This is a genomic window from Cytobacillus sp. FSL R7-0680 (assembly GCF_038009245.1).
In the GTDB taxonomy this organism is placed as follows: Bacteria; Bacillota; Bacilli; order Bacillales; family Cytobacillaceae; genus Cytobacillus; species Cytobacillus kochii.
In genome coordinates, this window is record NZ_JBBPAO010000001.1 from 4,319,237 (window position 1) to 4,339,818 (window position 20,582).

Here is a 20,582-nt window from a genome sequence, read left to right on the forward strand (position 1 = left end):
ATCTTTGTATAATCATTCATTATATGCATTTTGATGTTAGTTGATTAATTTTGTTAAAATTAATGTTAAGATTGTCTTATAAATGTCATTCAAAGTAAAAGTTGAATGTGTTACTGTATAAGGAGGAAACGAAAATATACAGTTTAATAGTATAAATATTAATAAATAAGAATAGGTGGGGGAAACAACAAAGAGTATGCATACGATAAAAATAACCAACAACAGTGAGCAATTAGTTGAGTGTATAGAATACGAGCAGGAGAAAGATTTTCATAGAGTCTTAGAACAATTTAAAAATAACCCAATTTATAAGGAATGCTTATTGGAAGAATCTAAAGGACAAAGGGTAGCGAGTTTAAAAGTGGATAGTGTGAATGGTAACATCCATTCTAACTAAGCAACTCTAGAATTGAATGAAAGTTCTGAACAAAGAATAAGCATCAGTTATTGTTTGAGGCAACAATAACTGATGCTTATTCTTTATTTCGTGTAGCGGTGATTACCTATGAAAAAGCAGATCCTACTCATGACGTTGACTTCTTCTTCGTTGTGACAAACATAGCGACTAAGCAAAAGGCGGCAAATATGTTGAAACTAAAAGGATAGGAAGTCATTTCAATGGATATACCGGCGAGATAGGAACCTAATGATTGCCCGATTCCCAGTGTGAAAAAGGATAAACTTACTCCTAAAGCCGGCAAAACGGGAAAAATCCTCGTGGCCCAGACAATACATAGTCCCGTGAGGAAAACGTAGGTACTGCCAAATAGACCAGCTGAAAGGTAAATAGCCACAGCGCTTGGGATCGTTAGTAGAAAGATAGACGTTGCTAGTAAAAAGACAAGTAATCGGTAAGAAAGGGACAATCCCAGTTTTTGAATAAAGTTTCCTGAAACGCCTCCAAGTATGCCAGCCAATCCTATGATAATCCAGAATATCACACTTTCATTGATTCCTAGTCCATAGCTTGAAGTTATGAAGCTTCTTGAAAAAGTCCAGTAAATTGAAGAACTTCCGCCGATTAAAAGGGAAGCAACTAATAAATATTTTGCTGTTTTTATAGCAGATAGATATTTAATATTGTTATCTGATACCGATTCCTTTTTCTCATCAGGAGGAAGAGAAAAATGATTCCAAATCAATACAAGAGCAGCAATAACAGCAAATAGTAAGTAAGCTAATCGCCAATGATCAGTCAATAAAATAACGATGGGTCCGGTCAAAATAATACCAAAGCTGGTTCCACTATTGATCCATGTGTTTCCTTGGTCGAGCTTTTCTTTTGATAAAGTGTTTTGCACCATTTGACTTAATGCTGGAGAAGCTAATCCACTACCTAAACCAGCTATAAATAGGCTTATATTTAAGTATAAAATAGATGGCGCACTAGCCATCCCTAGTAGTCCAAAAACGGCTGTAAAACCAGCAAAGAGATTCACTTTCCGGTAGCCAAAATGTTTAATCAATAAGGCTGAAAGTAATAAAGCAAGTGCATAGGCGATAAATGCAATGGAACTCCCTAGCCCAGCTTCACCTTCACTCATGCCCAATGTATTCGAGATATTTGGGAGAAATAAGCCATAACTTAAGCGGGCAAGTGCATATGTGACAGCAATCATTGCTAATCCAGGTAGTATTACTTTTCTCATGTTTATTCACCTCATTCAAATAGATATAACGTTCATTATATTTTCTTGAAATAAAGAGCGAGACCCTCTATTCCGAAAACAAACTCGATACTGAATGATGAAATTCTGTTGCTACAGTCTCTATAGCAAATACTTCTGCCAAAGCGGTAGCTCCTTCAAATAACAATTCAAGCCTTAGTGCCTCGTTGCTATTCAATCCTTTACTTGTGAAAAAATCAATGAGCCGTCTTTTATGTTGTTCAGTAAAACTGACAATCTCACCATTAAATGAAGGTTCTAAAGAATACTCCTCTTTAGCCCGCAGAAACATACAACCATTTGAACCGTTTATTCTTAACCAATTGATGTGTGCCTCGGCTAATCGAATAGCTAAGTTGCCCTGATTGGATATGGCATTTTCTAAAATGTCAAAATATCTTTCTTCTCTTCTACGTAATACTTCTAAAATAAGCGCTTCTTTCGATGCAAAGTGGTTGTACATTGTCATAAGAGCTACATTAGATTCTTTAATAATTTGTTTTAAGCCAACTGTATGAAAGCCGTGCTGATCAAATAATTTCTCTGATTTTTCAAGTAATTGCTCTTTCTTTTTACTCATTTACCCACACATCCTTTAGATATAACGTTCATTATATAAATAGTAAACCATTAAAAGGGGTTTTTCAATTAAGCTGATTCTTTTGGATAAAGGAGGTAGGAACATAACAAAATGAGCTAAAATCAAAAACGAACAATTACAAATTATGATCTATAAAACTTCTTTTACCAAAAATTCCATTGCACTCGCGTACACTTGCTTCCCGCGGGGAGGGGCTTGAGCCTCCTAGGGCATTACCTGCGGGATCACAAGCTCCCCCTCTATTTCCCACAGGAGTCGAGTGTCTTCCGCTCCGGTCCACTATTTACTTCATATAAAAAGATAAATTACAAAAAACCCGAATGATTAGCTGTTAGATATACCTAATCATTCGATAAATCCTTAGCTAGCATACTGATATCCTAACCTCTTTTCCTTCTTACTTTTCTTGCATTCTTTTTACATTCTCTGAATGATACGGTGAATCTTTTACTTCATTTACTACACTAAATGGATTACCATCTATATCGAAAAAATCGAAGAACGCCATCTCTCCCATATGTTGAATATCAGTCGTTATGACTCCATTTTTATTAAAATACTGATGAGCTGTTACGATGTTATCCACGACAAAATTATAATAGGCGTTTTTTTGGTTATCTTGTATAGTGAATTCCGTCGGTTGTGGACGATTCACTTTGATTAAAGCTAACTGAGTTGACCCAGTAGGTAAATAAAATCCCGCGCCCCCTTCCCAAACGTCAATTTTTGTCGCACCTAAGTATTTTACGTACCAGGAAGAAGATTTTTCAATATCTGACACAGGAATAAAAATGCTACCGACTTTAAACATAGGTTTCCTCCTAAAAAATTGGCTTAATTATAATAATAATATAAAAAGTGTAATATTTTAAATTTTTAAATATCAATTGATTTAAATATGTATGATTATCTATTCGGTGTAGATGATATGAATGAAGATGTATGTTAAAATATACGAACAATTGTTCTTTTTAGGAGGGTTATGATGAGAAAAGTAGTACTATATATTGCTCAAAGTTTAGATGGTTATATCGCAACAAAAGAAGATTCGCTAGATTGGTTATTTAGTGTGGAGTCAGAAGGAGATAATGGCTACGGTGAGTTTATCAACGGTGTGGATACAATCTTAATAGGAAAGCGTACGTATGATTGGGTAATGGAACAAGAAAAGGGAGAATTTCCATACAAGGATAAGGAATGTTTTGTGTTCTCCCGATCAGTGAATGAAGATACGGAATATGTAAAATTTATTCATCCAGATATTAAAGCATTTACAGATCATTTAAAAAATGGTGAGGGAAAAAGCATATGGCTAATCGGTGGGGGTGACTTACTTTATACATTCTTACAGGAAAATCTTATAGATGAAATGATTGTTACTGTTGCACCAAGAATCATTGGTGAGGGCATTCCCCTTTTTAAGGCAGGTGATTATCAATTCAATCTTTCTTTAATAAGCACGAGAACCTTTAATCAATTTGTTGAATTACATTATGTTGTGGAAAGGTAATGTTTCGAGAATTAATGTTCTGTCACAATCATTCAATCGTGTTTAATTAAAAAGGTTTTGACAGTATTAATTGTATTTTTTCCGGCACTTGTGAAGGTAATGATATGGCAAAAAGAAAATGTTGAACCATCTGACATAGTATAAGTGCCATCCGCTGACGCAAGTTTTCCATGGGTGATAATTCGCTCAATATGTAGAGATAAAACATGATTATTTTCAGTGTTAGCAAAGAAATGAAATAGGCTCTCTTTGCCAATGATTGACTGATGGTTCACTCGTTGCCATTGGATATCCTCTGACAAATAGTGAGAAACTTGGGAGGGATCTTTACGAGCAAAAGCATGTATCATTTCTTTAATCGTCTCTTTTTTTGGTGCATTGCTACAATCTTTTGGGTAAGTAAAGGTAAAGTCCATTATACTTTCACTCCTTTTTATGTATCTTACCGGATTTTTTGCCTGATTGACAAATCTATGGAGAACATAATATAGTTATTATTAATAAAAGAAGGGAGGATCATTAAAAATGACTGCAAGTATGAGATTACGCCACGTTACTTTGAACAGCTAATTGAATAATGTTCAAAGGCTCTGTTTTCATAAACAGGGTAAACGGGAGTAGTCTGCACATTTTTAATGGTTTTCATCGTGATAATTTCGAACAGAAAACGCAGATTGTCTGTGTTTTTTTGTTATCTCTAAAACAAATACCACCATATACGTTTACCCTAAACACAGACAACCGAGCGCGTCTGTGTTTTTTTATGATCACATTCCTTTAATCACTCAACTAAAGGAAGTGGCAGCGTGGGACAATTAACATTAGAAATAAAAAATATTGAGGTGACATATCTAGATCGTATTATTTTAGAGATTCCTTATTTATCAGTCTACCAGTATGATCGAATTGGGATTGTTGGGAAGAATGGTAGTGGTAAAACGACCCTATTAAAGCTTATGTATGGGGATATCTATCCTTTAAAAGGAAGTGTGAGTAAACAGATTGACTTTGGCTACTTTGAGCAAAAAGAAGTGCCGGAAACAAGGCAAGCAGACGGAGAGTTATTATCAAGGTTATCCGTACCAAATGAGGATGTGAATCATTTAAGTGGTGGTGAACAGACACGATTAAAACTTGCTCAACTTTTTTCCACCTATTATGAAGGATTGCTTATCGACGAACCGACAACCCATCTGGATAGTGAAGGCATAGATTTTTTAATAGATGAGCTTATGTATTATTACGGTTCGCTCATTATTATTAGTCATGATAGATACTTGCTCGATCAATTGGTAACAAAAATATGGGAAGTTGAAGATGGACACGTAACAGAATATGTGGGCAACTATTCTGACTATGAGTCACAGAAACAACTAGCTCACAATCAGCATATTCAAGCATTTGAACAATATAAGAAAGAAAAACAAAGATTAATTCAAGCAGCGGATGAAAAAATGAAGCAAGCAGAAAAAGTGAATCAAGCCAATCGTTCAATGTCGAAAAAAGAGGCAAAAGCAAAAGCGAACCGAATGTTCATGACGAAATCAAAAGATACAAGTCAAAGAAACATTCATCGTCAGGCGAAGGCAATAGAACAAAGAATAGATCAGTTAGGAGAGGTAAAGACACCGGAAGTTGATCGTGTGCACCACTTCCCACAATCAAAAATTCTTCAAATGCATAATAAATACCCAATAATGGGAGATAGAGTCTCTTTATCTGTTGATGGCAAACGATTATTAACACATGCCAGTTTCCAGTTCCCATTAAGAAAGATCATTGCCATTGAGGGAAGGAATGGTTCCGGTAAAACGGTTTTACTTAAACATATCGTCTCCAATGGGGATGGAATAGTTCTATCTCCTAATGTATCATTTGGTGTTTATCATCAGCATAATTATTTATTAGAAGGTGTACAAACGGTTTTAGCATTTATGAATGAAAACAGTGTATATGCTGAAAGTAAAGTTCGTACAGTCCTTCATTCTATGGGTTTTGAAGGGAATGACTTGCAGAAATCGGTAATGACCTTAAGTGGTGGAGAATCAACCAGACTTGTATTATGTCAGCTATTTTTAGGAAGTAATAATGTACTCATCTTAGATGAACCAACCAATTTTCTAGATATAAGAGCCATACAAGCATTGGAAAGTTTTCTTCATGCATATGAAGGGACTGTACTGCTGGTAAGTCATGACCGAACTTTCGTGAAAAGAGTGGCGGATCATATTTTTAAAATTGAAGAGCAACAAATAAAACAAGTGAAATAAAGGAGAGATAAAAATGGATAAAAAAGAAGTGAAAAGACTAGCTAACAAACATGGATTAATGATTGATGAGGAAGAAATTAAAATAAATGAATCAGGTATGGATTTCTTAGTTGCACATGTTGTGGATAAAGAAAATAATCAGTGGATATTACGTATACCACGCCGTGAAGATTCAATGACTCGTTCAAAACAGGAGCATGCGGTACTTGAAGTACTTTATAAACATACGAGCATTAAAGCACCGCATTGGGAGGTTTTTACGAATGATTGTATGGCCTACAAACAATTAGACGGTATACCAGCTGGCACAATCGATCATGAGATACAAAACTATGTTTGGAGCTTCGATAAGGAAAGTGATTTGACAAGGTATCACGCAACGTTAGGTGAAATACTGGCAGAACTTCACCGAACGCCGATTCCCTATGTAGAAGATATTGGTATTAAAATTTTTAATAGTTCCCAAGCAAAAGAGGAAATGAGTTCAAGAATGAATAAGGTAAAGGAGATTTATGGGGTAAAAGATGAACTTTGGAGACGTTGGCAGAAGTGGTTGGCGAATGATCGCCTATGGCCCAATCATACAGGATTGCTTCACGGTGACGTGCATCCAGGGCATATTCTTGTGAATAAAGAGAAAGAGGTAACAGGATTGATAGACTGGACTGAAGTAGCTGTCGGTGATGTATCTATAGACTTTACTTCTCATTATTTAATTTTTGGAGAAGAGGGGTTAGATGCAGTCATCTCAGCTTATGAAAAAGCGGGCGGCAGGACATGGCCATTTATGAAAGAGCATATCATCGAACTTGTCAGTGCAGCAGCCGTTGGAGTAGCTGAATTTGCTCAACTCTCTGGCTTGGAGGAAATGGAGAAGATGGCAAAAACGATGCTTGGTGTAGATGGGGATAATGAGGAGAGCAGCAAATAAATCCTAGAGATACTCAACAAGCGAGCAAAGACTGTGAAAAGATTTGCTCGTTTGTTTTTACTATCATTCGTTTGAAATCTACAATCGTCATTTGAAAACAGGGTGAAGCAACATACGACGATTATCCGTAGGTGATCCATAGTTGAACTGAACCATTAAGAATAATGAAGGTAATAGAAGAATAATGTCGAATCCCACATAGGAAGAACAGCAAATGGAGGTTTTTCGGGTGGCACATTTACTCTATCAACTCTGTATTCAGGGCGAGATCACACAAATCTATCAACAATTAATAAGAAAGGAGCATCGTACTGCAGAAGAGGAAGCCATGTTGAAAAGTTATCAACAGCGCTTCTTTCAGAAGAATGAACCTTTTCAACATGTTGATAAGTGGATAGCAAATGTAGTTAATTGTTATCACAGCTATTTTATAGATGTTTTAACTAGGAGAAAAGATGTTTCTCAAGCGGAAAGTGATCTATTAATAGGTTTAGGTAAATCAACATTTAGCCATGCTCAGTCGATGGAAGAAATAGAAGAAGAGCTGAGACAAATATTTAAAGAGAAAGGCTATTCATTCGTCGGAGGAAGGACATTTCCACATTATGGTCCATATATTTGGCAAACTACAGAAAGTAAAAAGGTAGATGTTGAACTTTTAAATGAAATAGAAACGGTTCAAGTATTTTTCCTCGATGATTTTTTGATGCTGGGTTGGCTAGACTATGCCACTTTTGGAGAAATAGGAGCAGGTGGATGGGCATCGAAGGAAGGGATCTATTGTATACTTCCTCGCTATAGAGAATATTTAAATGAAGATCAGTACCTCGTTTCATTTTTAAAGCATGAAGCTCAACATATCAACGATTATAAACATTATCCGAATTTAAGCGGGAAGGAGCTGGAGTATCGCGCAAAATTAATCGAGCTCATCTATTACTCAGACCATCGTTTGCTAGAAAGGTTAATCCATCAAGCCATAAATAATGATATTCCACATAACTATGCATCTTACCAAATCATGCAGCAACTATCTACATTCTTTTTCAAGAAAAATGAACAAAAAGATATGGATAAATGGTTGAATATACATTATAAGGAAATCTGTCAATATGGGAGAAAGCTATATTGTCAACATACAGATATATTGAAAGGGTTAAGAACAGGAGGTTAGAACAGTCTTTAAAAAGTTAGCTTATTTTATTATTTTATTTAGCTGGGGTGTATTATTTAGTTATTTTTATAACCTTTTGATGCCAAAGAGCTGGCTTTATCTAGTCATTGGTATACCAGCCCTTTATTTTAGTACAAGTTTTTTAATAGATAGAATGAAAGGTGAAAAAACTCCTTGAAGCGAAAGTTTTATAAACTTTATTCTAATGTTTGTAGGTCATCGACAGTAATAAATCGATAGCCTTCTTTCGTTAAAGCTTTTAAAATTTCTTCGATCACTTGAAGTTCGTCACCAGATTGATCATACATTGGATGAAGGAGAATAATAGAACCAGGGTGGATTGCTTCTAATACATAGTCGATTTTTTCCTCTGGTGTAGTGAAAAAAGTATCAGGTTCAATATTCCATGTAATCGTTTCTTTTTCTTGTTGCTTGAGATAATAAGGTAAGAATACTAATTTTTTGCCGTTTGGTGGTCTAAAGTCTATCTCGCCTTTATATCCCGCTTCATGGATGAGTTCATCGGTTTTATCAATTTCCTCTTTAATAAATGTCGGTGACTTGAAAATCATTCTTGCATGTGAAAATGTATGATTACCAACTTGATGATCAGCTTCAATAATTGCTTTCGTTTCTTCGGGAAACTTCTCTATATCTTGACCAATCAGAAAGAAAGTGGCCTTTGCATTGTATTGTTCCAATAAGTGAAGAACCTGTTCCACATTTTTAGTTGGACCATCATCGAAAGTAAGAGCAACTACTTTTTCATCGGTTTCAATGCTATTTGTTATGTTTCCGAATAATTGATATGATCTTGCATTCATTAATTCATAGCTACCGAATAAAAGCAAACAAAGTAACAGTAACGACAAAAGGATTTTAAGATATGTTTTTTTTCTCACATTACTATTTCCTCACATTTTAGATTTCATTAGTCTTGATTATAACAAAAAAATGAAAAAGGACTGAAACTATTTCCGTGTAGATCCGTATAACATAGTAGAACATTGCAATAACGAAAGGGGATACTCCATGGGAGAACTATTTATATTCTCACTTATAATCGCTGTGGTAAGCGCAGTTATTTTGTTTCCAATCTTATCTTTATTTCAAAAGGGGGAAGAAAAGAAAAAAAGCCCTTCAATTAACGGGTTCCTTTTTATCTTCATTCTCCTCTTTATTATTATCTTTAGTATTTACTACTTCACTAATTTAGATCGCAATATGAATGGTCTTGTTATCGGTTTAACAGTGTTAGCTGTACTTGGCGGTTTCTTTGCTAAAGGTATAGAACGTAAGGTTAAATTAGTACTAGGTTTAATAGGTATCATAGCTATCGCTTATATGTCTTTCGCATTTGTCTTTAATGCAGATAAGAAATTTGAAAAAGCACAAATGCAGGTCGAAGAAGAAATTGAAACATTTGATGAGAATGAAACACCAGCAAGTGTGCCGCCTGATTTTGCTCGTAATAAAATGAAGAAAGCTTTTGGGCAAGTGCCAAACACGAGCTATTATGAACTTGGGAGTTTACAAATACAAAAAGTAGATGGGCAATATGTGTATATTGCACCAGTAGAATTTTCCGGTTTCTTTAAATGGATACAAGGTGATACTACACCAGGGTATTTTACTGTAAGTGCAACAGACTCTAGTGCCAATCCAAAGTTTATTAAATCGGAAATGGCTTATACACCATCTTCCTTCTTAAACAAAGATATTTATCGCCAGATTCGAATGCAATACCCTGATTATATTTTCTATGGTGATGTGCAATTAGAAATTGATGATGATGGTAAGCCTTTTTATATTCGCACCTATGGTGAATTTATTAGCGCAAGAAACGGTTTTAATCCATTGGGGATAGTGATGGTTGACCCGTTAACAGGAGCTGCTAAGCAATATAAATTAAAAGATGTACCTGCTTTTATTGACGGAGCTGTTTCGCCGGAGACAGTTAGCTTGCATAATAGCTACTTCGGAAAATATGTGAATGGCTACTGGAATAGTTTATTTGGAAAATCTGATGTGAAGTTACCATCAGATGAAGGTACAGAAGCGAATGTGAGTCCTATTTTTGATGAAAAAGGCGATATGTATTATTTCACTGATTTCACCAGTCCGAAAGAGGGCGTTGACTCTATGCTAGGATATTCTTTGACGAACTCTCGAACAGGTGAAGCGACTTATTATACGGGGAATCTTGAAGAGTCTTATATGGATTCTCAAGGGGCATTACAAATTATCGAAAAGAAATTCATTGAGAAAAAATGGTATGGTAAAATGCCAATCCTATATAATTTCTATGGTGAAGCAAGCTGGTTAACACCGGTATTAGATACAAATGGCTTCTTGCAAAACTATTTTATCGTTTCAGCTGCGAATCCGGAAATTGCTGTTTATGCTAGTACACCAAATGATGCATTGAAGCAATATAAAACAGCTCTACAACGTGGTAGTGGAAGTGTTGAAGGAAGCTCTAGTGCTGAAGAAGTCCAATTAACAGGAAAAGTAGTTAGGGTATATAAAGAAAGAGTAGGGGAATCAACAAACGTATCCTTCCTTTTGGAAGATGGTAAGAATTTCATTGCCTCTACTGAAAACAATCCGCTAGCGATCTATTTGCAAGAAGATGATGAAGTAGAGATGACCTATTTAAATACAGGTGAAATGTTTTTACCTGTTAAAGAAATGACCATTAATGGATTAGAATAACAATGCTTTACTTAAAACGTGCACAATTCTGTTATGAAAACAGAATTTGTGTGCGTTTTTTTATTTGGTAGCCAATTTCATCTATTTAACCATTGTCTAACTATTTTTTACTCTTTCTTTAGTGAGGATGGTTTTTCACCCGTTATTTACTAAATTATTTTATGAATAACAAATTTATAGAGGATTAATAGGTTGAAATCGAGGAATTTAGGAAAAATAAGTATGCAGTAACTGCCTGAGACATTATAAAAGAGATTTGCCGTTTAGAGAAGAGAACATGGGACTCCGCCCATCCTGAACAGCTCGCTATGGGATTTCTTTGTTTTGCTACTGCTTCATGTGTGAACAAAATCTTGTTACGCAAATGCAAAAAAGGGGAGTCGAAAGGATTGGAATTGTTATTACCATATTTAGGTGTATTATTCGTTATTATCTGTCTTGAAGGATTACTTGCTGCTGATAATGCGGTCGTATTAGCATTAATGGTCAGTCATTTACCTGAGAAACAACGGAAAAAAGCCTTATTTTATGGCCTAGTTGGTGCAATGGTTCTTCGTTTCGGGTCATTATTTATTATTTCTTTCTTAGTGAACGTCTGGCAAGTTCAAGCCTTAGGTGCGATATATTTATTAATCATGTCAATTAAAAATCTATATACTTGGTTGAGAATGAAAAAGAACAATCATTCTCAACAACAGGAAGAAGTCATAGAAGAAGCTACTCAGAAAGAGTTTTGGTGGACTGTATTTAAAGTAGAATGTGCAGACTTAGTCTTTGCCATTGATTCTATTTTAGCTGCCGTTGCTTTAGGTGTAACCTTACCTGAAACAGATTGGGGTCATATTGGTGGACTGAACACAGGGCATTTCCTTGTTGTATTTATTGGTGGACTGATCGGTGTCCTTCTCATGCGTTTTGCTGCTAATATCTTTGTTGATTTACTTCATAAACGTCCGAACCTTGAGGGGGCCGCTTATCTGATTGTCGGTTGGGTAGGGATTAAGCTACTCGTAATGGTCCTTTCACACGAAGACATTGCTTGGTTACCAGAAGGATTTGCCCATTCAGCCCTTTGGCAAATCATATTTTATGGCATATTACTTGCGATCGCAGTAATAGGTTGGTTTTCTTCTAGTAAAAACCCAGCATGAGTTGTGTTTATAGAGGATGTTTTAAGTACATGCTAAAAAAGAAAAGCAGTGGATATAATGAAGTATTCATATCCACTAAGAAATTTGTTGTGTCTTAATTAATGGGAAGGATAATCCTCACTTTTGTCCCCATACCGACATCACTGTGTACTTTAATTGACCCTCCATGAAGTTTGACGAGTTGTTTAGTGATTGCCATTCCTAATCCGGTACCAGTAGAAGAATCAGTCGTATTTGTCCCACGATAGTAGCGATCAAACAAGTTATCTAATGTTTCATCGTCCATACCAATTCCATTATCCTCAATGGTAATGATGACCAATCTCTCTTCTAACGTCTGCGTCGTAATCGTTATAGTCGTTCCTTTTGGGTTGTATTTCACAGCATTCATAATGAGATTATCTAAAATTCTTTGGAACCATTTAGGATCGAGAGAAATAATCAATTGCTTTGTTTCTGATTGCAGATCAAAAGTATAGGCATACTCATCTTGCATATTCATTGTCTGAATAATTGTCCTACGTATCGTTTCGTTCAATTCTATTGATTCTTCTATAATAGGTAAACTGTTATTCTGTAAACGATAAGTTAAAGTTAGGTCTTCGATAAGCTCCATCATGTAATGGGATTTCTCATCGATTGTGTCAATGAAATGTTTTTTTTCATCTAGGCTCCATTGATATTGATCGGAATTTAACATTTTTGTGTAACCTACAATAGAAGAAAGCGGTGTTTTCAAGTCATGTGATAAGCCACTAATCCAGTCTTCTCTTGTTTTAGCTTGTTTTTTTCGCATTTTTTCATTTTCTTCTAGTTGGATGGTTACAGCAGAGAGTGTTTCCATTACTTCTTTATAAAGTCTATATTTATGCTTAATAACTCCAGACTTATTATAGAGCTTTTGTTGATGTCTAATATTTGTAGGAGACGTATATTGTTTATTCCCTAAATTTTCAATCCATTGGATCACTGTCGTTACAGGTGATGCGAACTTACGCGAATATAAAAAGCCACTAATAATAAAAGTGAGTAATAAAGCGATTAGGAGAGCGATCAGTGGATATTTTAAATGATATATAAACGTTGTTGCTTCAACATCCTCTTTTATCGGATTAGGGACAGAGACAATGAGTGTCTTATTAGATTCCTGATTGGAAATACTCTTTGTCAAAAAGCTATTATTGTTACCTAATTGATAAAGTTCTTTAATAGACAGTCTCTGCTCATTGTTGAAGGTATTCAAGACTGTCCCATCCAGTGTAGATAAAAACACGGATCCATCTACACTCATTACTTCATGTTGAAGATCCCTTGGTAATTGCAATTCATCTGTTGTCCAGTTCATATGTGAGGCGATTTCATCAATGAGCTTCTCAGCTTTATTTCTTTGCCCAAACATGACAATGAGTGGCTGTTCACTATCATTATATAACTGCCAACTATAATATCGATCGTAATCCTCCTTATGATCTATCAAAGCTGAGAAGTTCATTTCTAACTCTTTAGGCGAGTATAAATGCTTTATTAGCTGCCCTTTATTATCAAATATTAATAACCATCCAGATTGCTTTTTTACTAGCTCTTTTAACTCTGATTGGATGGTGACATGCCCATTGTTTAGTTGTATTTGATCCTCTAAAAATAGTTCGTCAGCTTTCCCAACATTCCCTTCAATCTCCGCCTTTGATAAATAATAACCAAAGAAAACAGTAAAGGTTAAAAGAATAAAAGAAATGAAGATAAAATAAAAAAACAACTGCAAAAGAAATTGAGTAATAAAACGTCGATGAATACTCATTTTGGGGTATCCCTACTAACAAACTTATAGCCAAGCCCTCGTACAGTCACAATCCATTTTGGATCACTAGGATTGTCTTCGATTTTCTCTCTTAACTTTCGAATATGAACCATTACCGTATTATCTTCTCCTAAGTAAGGCTCCCCCCAAACTTGCTCATAAAGCTGTCCTTTACTGAATAGTTGATTAGGGTGCTTACATAAGAAAACGAGTAATTGGAATAATTGAGCTGAGAGATCGATTTTTGTCTTGTTCTTATATACTTCACCTGAATGAATGTTGATCTCAAGGGAGCCAAAGTTGAATTGCTTTAATTTTTTTGATGGTAAATGAGTTTGTTGTCTACGTAAATGGGCAAGTATCCGTGCCACGACTTCAAGTGGATTAAAGGGCTTAGTAATATAATCATCAGCGCCTAAGGCAAAACCTGATAACTTATCTAGATCGGATGCTCTCGCCGTTAGAAAAAAAATGGGTGCATTAGTGATCGCACGTATACTTGGACAGATGTCAAAACCACTTTTACATGGAAGCATCACATCTAAAAGGATTAAATCATACTCGTTATTTTCACATAATGATAAAGCATCTTCTGCTGTGCCAGTCGTATGTATATGGTTAAAGCCTTCTTTTTTTAAAATCGTCACTAACATCGTACAGATTGACTGTTCATCGTCTACTATTAATAGTCTGCTATCATACAATTTCTATCATCCCCTAGCTAGTATTCCGCATATATCATATCATTTTTAAGAAGCGATTGTGGAAATTTAAGGTAGAATTAAGGTGATGTTACTCATTAGGTAAGGTGAGTCTATTATAGTAGTTCGTAAGGAGGGAATAACATTGATGGCAATTACAAAGAAGGAATTCTTTCAATTATTCAAAAGTGTGAAATCGATTATTATGATTGTTGTTCTTTTAGTCAGTTCTTATTATTTTGCAAAGTATACGGAGCAATTAGTACCAATTCTGGAGTTAGAACAAACTTCAAGTTGGTATGCGGGTGGTCTACTGATAATCTTGCTACTTTTTGGTCCATTATTCGTGATGTCATTATCACATGATGTCTTAAATCGAGAATTGAGTGAGCGTACGATGCGCTTTCTTGTCACGAAGACATCCAAAGCAAATATTCTGTTTGGTAAATTTTTAGGAGTATGGATTTTTTGGTTTGTCTGTTTTACTGTCTGTTATGTAATAACGTTGTTTTATTCTAAGTCATTTGATGGGCGATTATTTTTGGAAACAGTAAGTTTATTAACTTACCTTGTCGTTATTACATTATTGTTATCAATTGTCATTAAGAGTCCACAATATACAATGTTTATTGGTGTGATTTTTGGGATGGCCTTTTCAATCTTTCAAATGGTTATATTAGAATCTACAGCATGGTATAGCTATCTAAAATATTTGATGCCGCTATTCTATATGCAAGACGAAGATTTTAAGTTTCTTATCGTTTTTTTACAAGCTGCTGTTATGTATAGTATGACTTATTTTATTTTTAAAAGGACGGATTGTTAAATGAATGTGATAGAAACGAGAGATATAGTAAAGCGCTTTGGTAAAGTCGATATTGTAAAAGGGATAAACTTAAAAGTAGAAGAAGGAGAGGTTTTCGGTTTTCTTGGTAGAAATGGGGCAGGAAAATCTACTTTTATAAATATATTAACAGGTATTCTTCGACCAACTTCTGGCTCATTTAGTATTCTAGGAGAAAAGGTACCAAATGAAGAAGTGAAAAAAAGAATCGGAGTATTGCCTGACTATACGGCATTCTATCATCATATGAATGCAATTGCTCATTTAAAATATTTTGCCAATATTTCTGGAAAAAAAGTGACGACTGCAGAATGTTTACGTGTCTTAAAATGGGTTGGACTTGGTTTAGATGCGAATAAAAGAGTGGGTAAATACTCATTTGGGATGAAGAAAAAACTAGGGTTAGCTCAAGCGATTATTCATGATCCGGAAGTATTATTTTTAGACGAACCAACCTCGGGATTAGATGTTGAATCTGCGATAGAAATTCAACAATTAATCATTAAGTTAAAGGAAATGGGGAAAACGATATTTTTAACTTCGCATAATTTATATGAAGTTGAAAAGCTCTGTAACAGAATTGGAATTATGAAAGATGGCAAGCTACAGAAACTTGGTACAATTGCTGAACTTAAAGCGTATTACCGGTCGAAGCTGATTGTGACAATGAAACATTCAATTTTTCCGCAAGATCAAGAACATACGGTCATCCAATGGTTAAATAATATGAGTGAAGAGATACAACGAGAAGATGAGAAAACAATAATAACTTTAGAAAAGGAGGAACAAATTGCTCAAATTGTAAGAGCTTTTAACCAATATAAAATTGATATTTTTCGTATTGAGGTAGATGAGCCTAGCCTTGAGGAAGTATTCTTAGAAGGATAGACCGGATTTTAAGTATCATAAAGGTAGCCTATAAAACCATTCTTGGTTCGGGCTACCTTTTATTTTTTACATTTGAGCTAAAGAAAAAATTAACAAATAATTTCAAAATAACACTAGATTTTTTTTTCATTCCATCCTATAATGAAAATGATTCTCATTATCAAACAGAATCTCTGAATGAAAATCGTTTTTTATATGGGAATGTTAGTGGCAGCAACTGTAGGGAAGGTTGAATAGTAATGAGTGAGAAGCATCTTTGTATAGGGTTATCATTATCACCTACTTGGTTAAATGGCTGGGGTTGGCGCAAAAAAGATAGTAGTGCAGAACGTATATTTTCTGCTGATTTTTACATAGATCTGACGAAAAAGGCAGAAGAAGCAAAGTTGGACTTTGTATTCAAACCAGATGCATTATTTTTGCATCCAGAAAGAGTCAATGTTTCACCAGCGATGGGAGGATTAGATCCGACATTGTTAATGACGATGCTGGCAGAGCACACAAGTCAGATTGGATTAGTCACAACTGTTTCGACTACTTTTAACCCACCATACGTGATTGCAAGGCAATTACAGACACTTCATCGATTAAGTGAAGGAAGAGCAGGGTGGAACATTGTCACTTCCATTGAAGGTGGAGATAATTTTGGCCATAAGAACATGCCTTCTTCAGAGGAAAGGTATAATCGTGCGAAAGAGAGCGTAGATGTTATTCGTAAGTTGTGGAGGAGCTACCCTGCTGAAGCTTTATTAGTTAATCGGGATGAAGGAATATTTGCTGATAAGGATAAAATTCATCGAATTGATTATCAAGGTGATTTTTATGATGTGAGAGGACCACTGAATTTACCTGCTCACCTTGCTGGAGAATTACCATTATTTCAAGCAGGTGCTTCTGATGCTGGGCGTGAGTTTGCTTCTGGTGTGGCATCAGGAATTTTTGCTGCCACACCTACAATCGAATCAGCGATAAGTTATCGTCAAGATTTGCGCAATCGTGCAAAGTCAAAAGGTAGAAAAGCTGATGATATTGTTGTATTACCAGGATTATCACTTTTCTTAGGAAATACAACTGCTGAAGCAAAAGCGCTTTATCGTGATGCTTTTGCACATCTAAGTCTGGAGCAACAATTGGCAATGGTACGGCGTATACTGGGCCTGGATCTGAGTGGATTTGCTAAAGATGACAAAGTAACTGCAGCGCACATACCGCATAATGATCGACAAGTGTATAGCAAAACACATGAAGGACTGTTAAAAGATTACATTATCAAAAATGAACCAACAGTTCAGCAATTACTATCAAGGCCAGAGGTTATCAGTTCGGCTCATTGGATAATCATCGGCACAGTCGAGGAGGCTGCACAGCAGATTGAATACTGGCTGGATAAAGGAGCAATGGATGGTTTTATTGCTTTACCAGGTGGTTCAATAAGGTCACTACAACTATTTTTCGATAAGCTGCTAACATTACTTGTAGAAAAAGGATTGTTCAGAGAAGAGTATGAAAGTAATACATTTATAACAAATCTAACAAAGAAGAAGAACTAGAAGGAGAGAATAATAGTGAATAGAAAGTGGATGTTAGCTAGTTTAATGATGTTCATCATGTTAGTATTAGCCGCTTGTGGTGGAGGTAGTAGTGAAGAGTCAAATGCTTCGAACAAAGAGGAAGATGATGCAAAAACCGAAGAAAGCAGTGAAGATGGTACAAAAACAATTGAGTACTTAGGTAAATCATACGAAATCCCTGCTAATGCAGAGCGAATCGTAATTACTGGTGCCATGGAAGCAATGGAAGATGCGTTAGCATTAGATGTACATCCAGTGGGTGCTATTTCAGTTGGAGGAGAATTTCCTGAAATTTATACTTCTATCACAGATAAAGCTGAATCTATCGGTGAAAAAAGACAACCGAACTTTGAAAAAGTGCTTGAGTTACAACCAGATGTTATTTTAGCAACATCTAAATTCCCTGTAGATGTAACAGAGAAATTAGAGAAAATTGCTACGACTATTCCTGTTTCTTATATCTCTACTGATTGGGAAGCAAACTTAAAGTTAATGGGTGAGATTTCTGGAAAAGAAGATAAAGCAGAAGAAGTATTAAATGCATATAAAGAAGATGTAGAAACTGCAAAAGCATCTATTGCTGGAGAATTAGAAGGTAAAAAAGTAGCAGCTGTACGTATCCGCGCAGGTCAAGTATTTGTTTATCCACAAGATGTATTCGTCAATCCTGTTTTATATAGTGAATTAGGATTAGAAGTACCAGCAGAGATTGAAGCAGCAGAGAACCAAGCACAACTTTCAATTGAGCAGTTAGCAGATATGAATCCAGACCACCTATTCATCCAATTTGCTGAAAGTGAAAATGCAGAGGCGAAAAACGCTTTAGAAGATTTACAAAACGATCCTATTGTGAAAAACATTACGGCATTTAAAGAAGATCAAGTATATGTAAATACGATTGATCCACTATTAGAAGGCGGCCCTGCAAATAGCCGTGTTGAATTTTTAAAAGCATTACAAGAAGATTTATCTAAATAATATCGCAGGAATAAGGAATATCATCAAAAGATGATAGTACTCTAGCAGTTATTGTCCAATATACACACCATCCATATTTTTTTTCGCTCTCGCCTATGGACCCCCTTTCCGACGTGCTGAGCTATATATCCATTATGGACAATAATTGACTAGATTACCTTTTTCTATATAGAATTTCGAGGCCACCCAATATTTTGGGTGGCCTCATTTGTCTCCGCCGGTATTTAATCATTTTCTAAAAAGAAGGCGTGTTTGCAAGTCACTCAGAAAGGAATCCGGGGATGAGTGCCTCGCAAAAGGTGTTTGCAGGTTACTCAGGAAGAAACTCGTGGATGAGCGCTTCGCAAAAGGTGTTTGCAGGTTACTCAGAAAGGAAACTGCGGATGAGTGCTTCGCAAAAGGTGTTTGCAGGTCATTCAGCAAGAAACTCGGAGATGAGCGCCTCGCAAAAGGTATTTGCAGATCACTCAGAATGGAAACTGCGGATGAGTGCTTCGCAAAAGGTGTTTGCAAGTCACTCAGAAAGAAACCCTGAGATGAGCGCCTGGCAAAAGGTGTTTGCAGATCACTCAGCAAGAAACTCGGGGATGAGCGCTTCGCAAAAGGTGTTTGCAGGTCACTCAGAATGGAAACTGCGGATGAGTGCTTCGCAAAAGGTGTTTGCAGATCACTCAGCAAGAAACTCGGGAATGAGCGCCTCGCAAAAGGTGTTTTCAAGTCACTCAGCAAGAAACTCGTGGATGAGCGCCTCGCAAAAGGTATTTGCAGATCACTCAGAATGGAAACTGCGGATGAGCGCCTCGCAAAAGGTGTTTGCAGGTTACTCAGCAAGAAACTCGGGTATGAGCGCCTCGCAAAAGGTGTTTGCAGGTCACTCAGAAAGGAACTCGCGGATGAGCGCCTCGCAAAAGGTGTTTGCAGATCACTCAGAATGGAAACTGCGGATGAGTGCTTCGCAAAAGGTGTTTGCAAATCACTCAGAATGGAAACTGCGGATGAGCGCCTCGCAAAAAGTGTTAGCAAGTCAACTCCGAAAGAAACCCTGGAATGAGTGCCTCGCAAAAGGTGATCTGAGTATAATTTTTATCTTTGGAACAAGTTCCAAATAAATGAAGCCCGTAATTAATAGTTTCTTACTATAGAAAAATTATATAATGATATTAATTTATTATTACTTATTTTACTATATTTAAAATTATCTGGATTATTAATCATTACAATGGTAAAGATCGTTGCTCTTAAAAAATTATTCGAAAGTATAAGCGATGAAAAACAGACAGTATCTTGAATCTACCAAGAAATAATTCGCCATTTAAATAAGACCACAAAAAATATTAGCAGGGTTTATATATTACGAAGTGAGCGAACTATTTTACAAGAATAAAACCCGAGTACGCAAGGTACCCGAGCAATTAATTCTTTATGATTCAACGGGCACACCGTTAAATGGTGTATCACTCAATTTGATCGAATCTGTTGGACATCCATCGATGGCGTCTTCAACGTCAAAGAGGAGATCTTCAGGTATTGGTTCATTTCCTTGGTTATCATCGAGAATGACAAAAGAGATTCCTTCGTCATCATAATCATACACATCTGGAGCGGAAGCACCGCAAGCGCCACAAGCAATACAAGTTTCTTTGTCTACAATCGTATATTTGGCCATGATATAACCTCCAATAAAAGTTTAGATACTAATTATAACTAAAAAAATACGGTTAACTTAATAATGTTATATACGGAATGATAATTGGAGAATTATGATTTGTCAAATATTTTAGAA

General features: G+C 35.9%; 19 protein-coding genes. 11 read left to right on the forward strand and 8 right to left on the reverse strand.

Going from position 1 to position 20,582, the window contains the following annotated elements; all coding sequences use genetic code 11:
* Window positions 1-524 precede the first annotated feature (524 nt).
* The 3 genes from MKY26_RS21705 to MKY26_RS21715 all read right to left on the reverse strand — a co-directional run bounded on the left by MKY26_RS21705 (window position 525) and on the right by MKY26_RS21715 (window position 3,079).
* The gene (locus MKY26_RS21705; protein WP_341098610.1) at window positions 525-1,649 is read right to left on the reverse strand and encodes an MFS transporter; all 1,125 of its coding nucleotides are present in this window, start codon (window positions 1,647-1,649) and stop codon (window positions 525-527) included.
* Window positions 1,650-1,716: 67 nt separating this feature from the next.
* The gene (locus tag MKY26_RS21710; protein ID WP_307314878.1) at window positions 1,717-2,247 is read right to left on the reverse strand and encodes a TetR/AcrR family transcriptional regulator; all 531 of its coding nucleotides are present in this window, start codon (window positions 2,245-2,247) and stop codon (window positions 1,717-1,719) included.
* Window positions 2,248-2,665: 418 nt separating this feature from the next.
* On the reverse strand, window positions 2,666-3,079 hold the full coding sequence (locus tag MKY26_RS21715; RefSeq protein ID WP_341098611.1) for a VOC family protein: 414 nt from the start codon (window positions 3,077-3,079) through the stop codon (window positions 2,666-2,668).
* Window positions 3,080-3,253: 174 nt separating this feature from the next.
* Here MKY26_RS21715 and MKY26_RS21720 point away from each other — a divergent pair, with 174 nt between their 5' ends.
* A complete protein-coding gene (locus tag MKY26_RS21720; RefSeq protein ID WP_341098612.1) occupies window positions 3,254-3,778 on the forward strand; it encodes a dihydrofolate reductase family protein in 525 nt (174 codons plus the stop codon).
* A gap of 32 nt (window positions 3,779-3,810) precedes the next feature.
* Here MKY26_RS21720 and MKY26_RS21725 read toward each other — a convergent pair whose 3' ends face one another.
* Window positions 3,811-4,194, reverse strand: coding sequence for a nuclear transport factor 2 family protein (locus MKY26_RS21725; RefSeq protein WP_328198461.1), 384 nt, complete (start codon window positions 4,192-4,194; stop codon window positions 3,811-3,813).
* 390 nt (window positions 4,195-4,584) lie between these two features.
* Here MKY26_RS21725 and MKY26_RS21730 point away from each other — a divergent pair, with 390 nt between their 5' ends.
* The 3 genes from MKY26_RS21730 to MKY26_RS21740 all read left to right on the forward strand — a co-directional run bounded on the left by MKY26_RS21730 (window position 4,585) and on the right by MKY26_RS21740 (window position 8,153).
* Complete coding sequence (locus MKY26_RS21730; protein ID WP_307314868.1) at window positions 4,585-6,048, forward strand: Msr family ABC-F type ribosomal protection protein; 1,464 nt, start codon at window positions 4,585-4,587, stop codon at window positions 6,046-6,048.
* A 13-nt stretch (window positions 6,049-6,061) separates the two neighbouring features.
* Complete coding sequence (locus MKY26_RS21735) at window positions 6,062-6,979, forward strand: macrolide 2'-phosphotransferase (protein ID WP_322910089.1); 918 nt, start codon at window positions 6,062-6,064, stop codon at window positions 6,977-6,979.
* A 229-nt stretch (window positions 6,980-7,208) separates the two neighbouring features.
* Window positions 7,209-8,153 carry a hypothetical protein gene (locus MKY26_RS21740; RefSeq protein ID WP_157733787.1) on the forward strand — a complete coding sequence of 315 codons (945 nt, stop codon included), beginning with the start codon at window positions 7,209-7,211 and terminating at the stop codon, window positions 8,151-8,153.
* A 197-nt stretch (window positions 8,154-8,350) separates the two neighbouring features.
* Here MKY26_RS21740 and MKY26_RS21745 read toward each other — a convergent pair whose 3' ends face one another.
* The gene (locus MKY26_RS21745) at window positions 8,351-9,055 is read right to left on the reverse strand and encodes a polysaccharide deacetylase family protein (protein ID WP_328198465.1); all 705 of its coding nucleotides are present in this window, start codon (window positions 9,053-9,055) and stop codon (window positions 8,351-8,353) included.
* Between the two features lie 130 nt (window positions 9,056-9,185).
* Between MKY26_RS21745 and MKY26_RS21750 the strand changes: the two genes are divergently transcribed.
* Together MKY26_RS21750 and MKY26_RS21755 are read left to right on the forward strand one after the other, a co-directional pair.
* Window positions 9,186-10,868 (forward strand): hypothetical protein, encoded by a 1,683-nt coding sequence (locus MKY26_RS21750; RefSeq protein ID WP_095370472.1) that lies wholly within the window; start codon window positions 9,186-9,188, stop codon window positions 10,866-10,868.
* 389 nt (window positions 10,869-11,257) lie between these two features.
* Window positions 11,258-12,019 (forward strand): TerC family protein, encoded by a 762-nt coding sequence (locus MKY26_RS21755; RefSeq protein ID WP_341098613.1) that lies wholly within the window; start codon window positions 11,258-11,260, stop codon window positions 12,017-12,019.
* 94 nt (window positions 12,020-12,113) lie between these two features.
* On the opposite strand, the gene MKY26_RS21760 is transcribed toward MKY26_RS21755, so the two are convergent.
* Both MKY26_RS21760 and MKY26_RS21765 read right to left on the reverse strand, forming a co-directional pair.
* On the reverse strand, window positions 12,114-13,817 hold the full coding sequence (locus MKY26_RS21760; protein ID WP_095370470.1) for a sensor histidine kinase: 1,704 nt from the start codon (window positions 13,815-13,817) through the stop codon (window positions 12,114-12,116).
* On the reverse strand, window positions 13,814-14,521 hold the full coding sequence (locus MKY26_RS21765) for a response regulator transcription factor (protein ID WP_095370469.1): 708 nt from the start codon (window positions 14,519-14,521) through the stop codon (window positions 13,814-13,816). Before MKY26_RS21765 ends, MKY26_RS21760 begins: the two co-directional genes overlap by 4 nt.
* 145 nt (window positions 14,522-14,666) lie before the next feature.
* On the opposite strand from MKY26_RS21765, the gene MKY26_RS21770 reads away from it, so the two are divergent.
* From MKY26_RS21770 to MKY26_RS21790, 5 genes are all read left to right on the forward strand, one after another.
* Window positions 14,667-15,344, forward strand: coding sequence for an ABC transporter permease (locus MKY26_RS21770; RefSeq protein WP_095370468.1), 678 nt, complete (start codon window positions 14,667-14,669; stop codon window positions 15,342-15,344).
* The gene (locus MKY26_RS21775) at window positions 15,345-16,250 is read left to right on the forward strand and encodes an ABC transporter ATP-binding protein (RefSeq protein ID WP_289432908.1); all 906 of its coding nucleotides are present in this window, start codon (window positions 15,345-15,347) and stop codon (window positions 16,248-16,250) included.
* 239 nt (window positions 16,251-16,489) lie between these two features.
* Window positions 16,490-17,800, forward strand: a complete 1,311-nt coding sequence (locus MKY26_RS21780) for an NtaA/DmoA family FMN-dependent monooxygenase (protein ID WP_341098614.1) — start codon at window positions 16,490-16,492, stop codon at window positions 17,798-17,800.
* Window positions 17,801-17,815: 15 nt separating this feature from the next.
* Window positions 17,816-18,799, forward strand: a complete 984-nt coding sequence (locus tag MKY26_RS21785; RefSeq protein WP_341098615.1) for an ABC transporter substrate-binding protein — start codon at window positions 17,816-17,818, stop codon at window positions 18,797-18,799.
* Between the two features lie 281 nt (window positions 18,800-19,080).
* The gene (locus tag MKY26_RS21790; protein ID WP_341098616.1) at window positions 19,081-19,908 is read left to right on the forward strand and encodes a hypothetical protein; all 828 of its coding nucleotides are present in this window, start codon (window positions 19,081-19,083) and stop codon (window positions 19,906-19,908) included.
* 311 nt (window positions 19,909-20,219) lie between these two features.
* Here MKY26_RS21790 and MKY26_RS21795 read toward each other — a convergent pair whose 3' ends face one another.
* The gene (locus tag MKY26_RS21795; RefSeq protein ID WP_095370463.1) at window positions 20,220-20,465 is read right to left on the reverse strand and encodes a ferredoxin; all 246 of its coding nucleotides are present in this window, start codon (window positions 20,463-20,465) and stop codon (window positions 20,220-20,222) included.
* Window positions 20,466-20,582 lie beyond the last annotated feature (117 nt).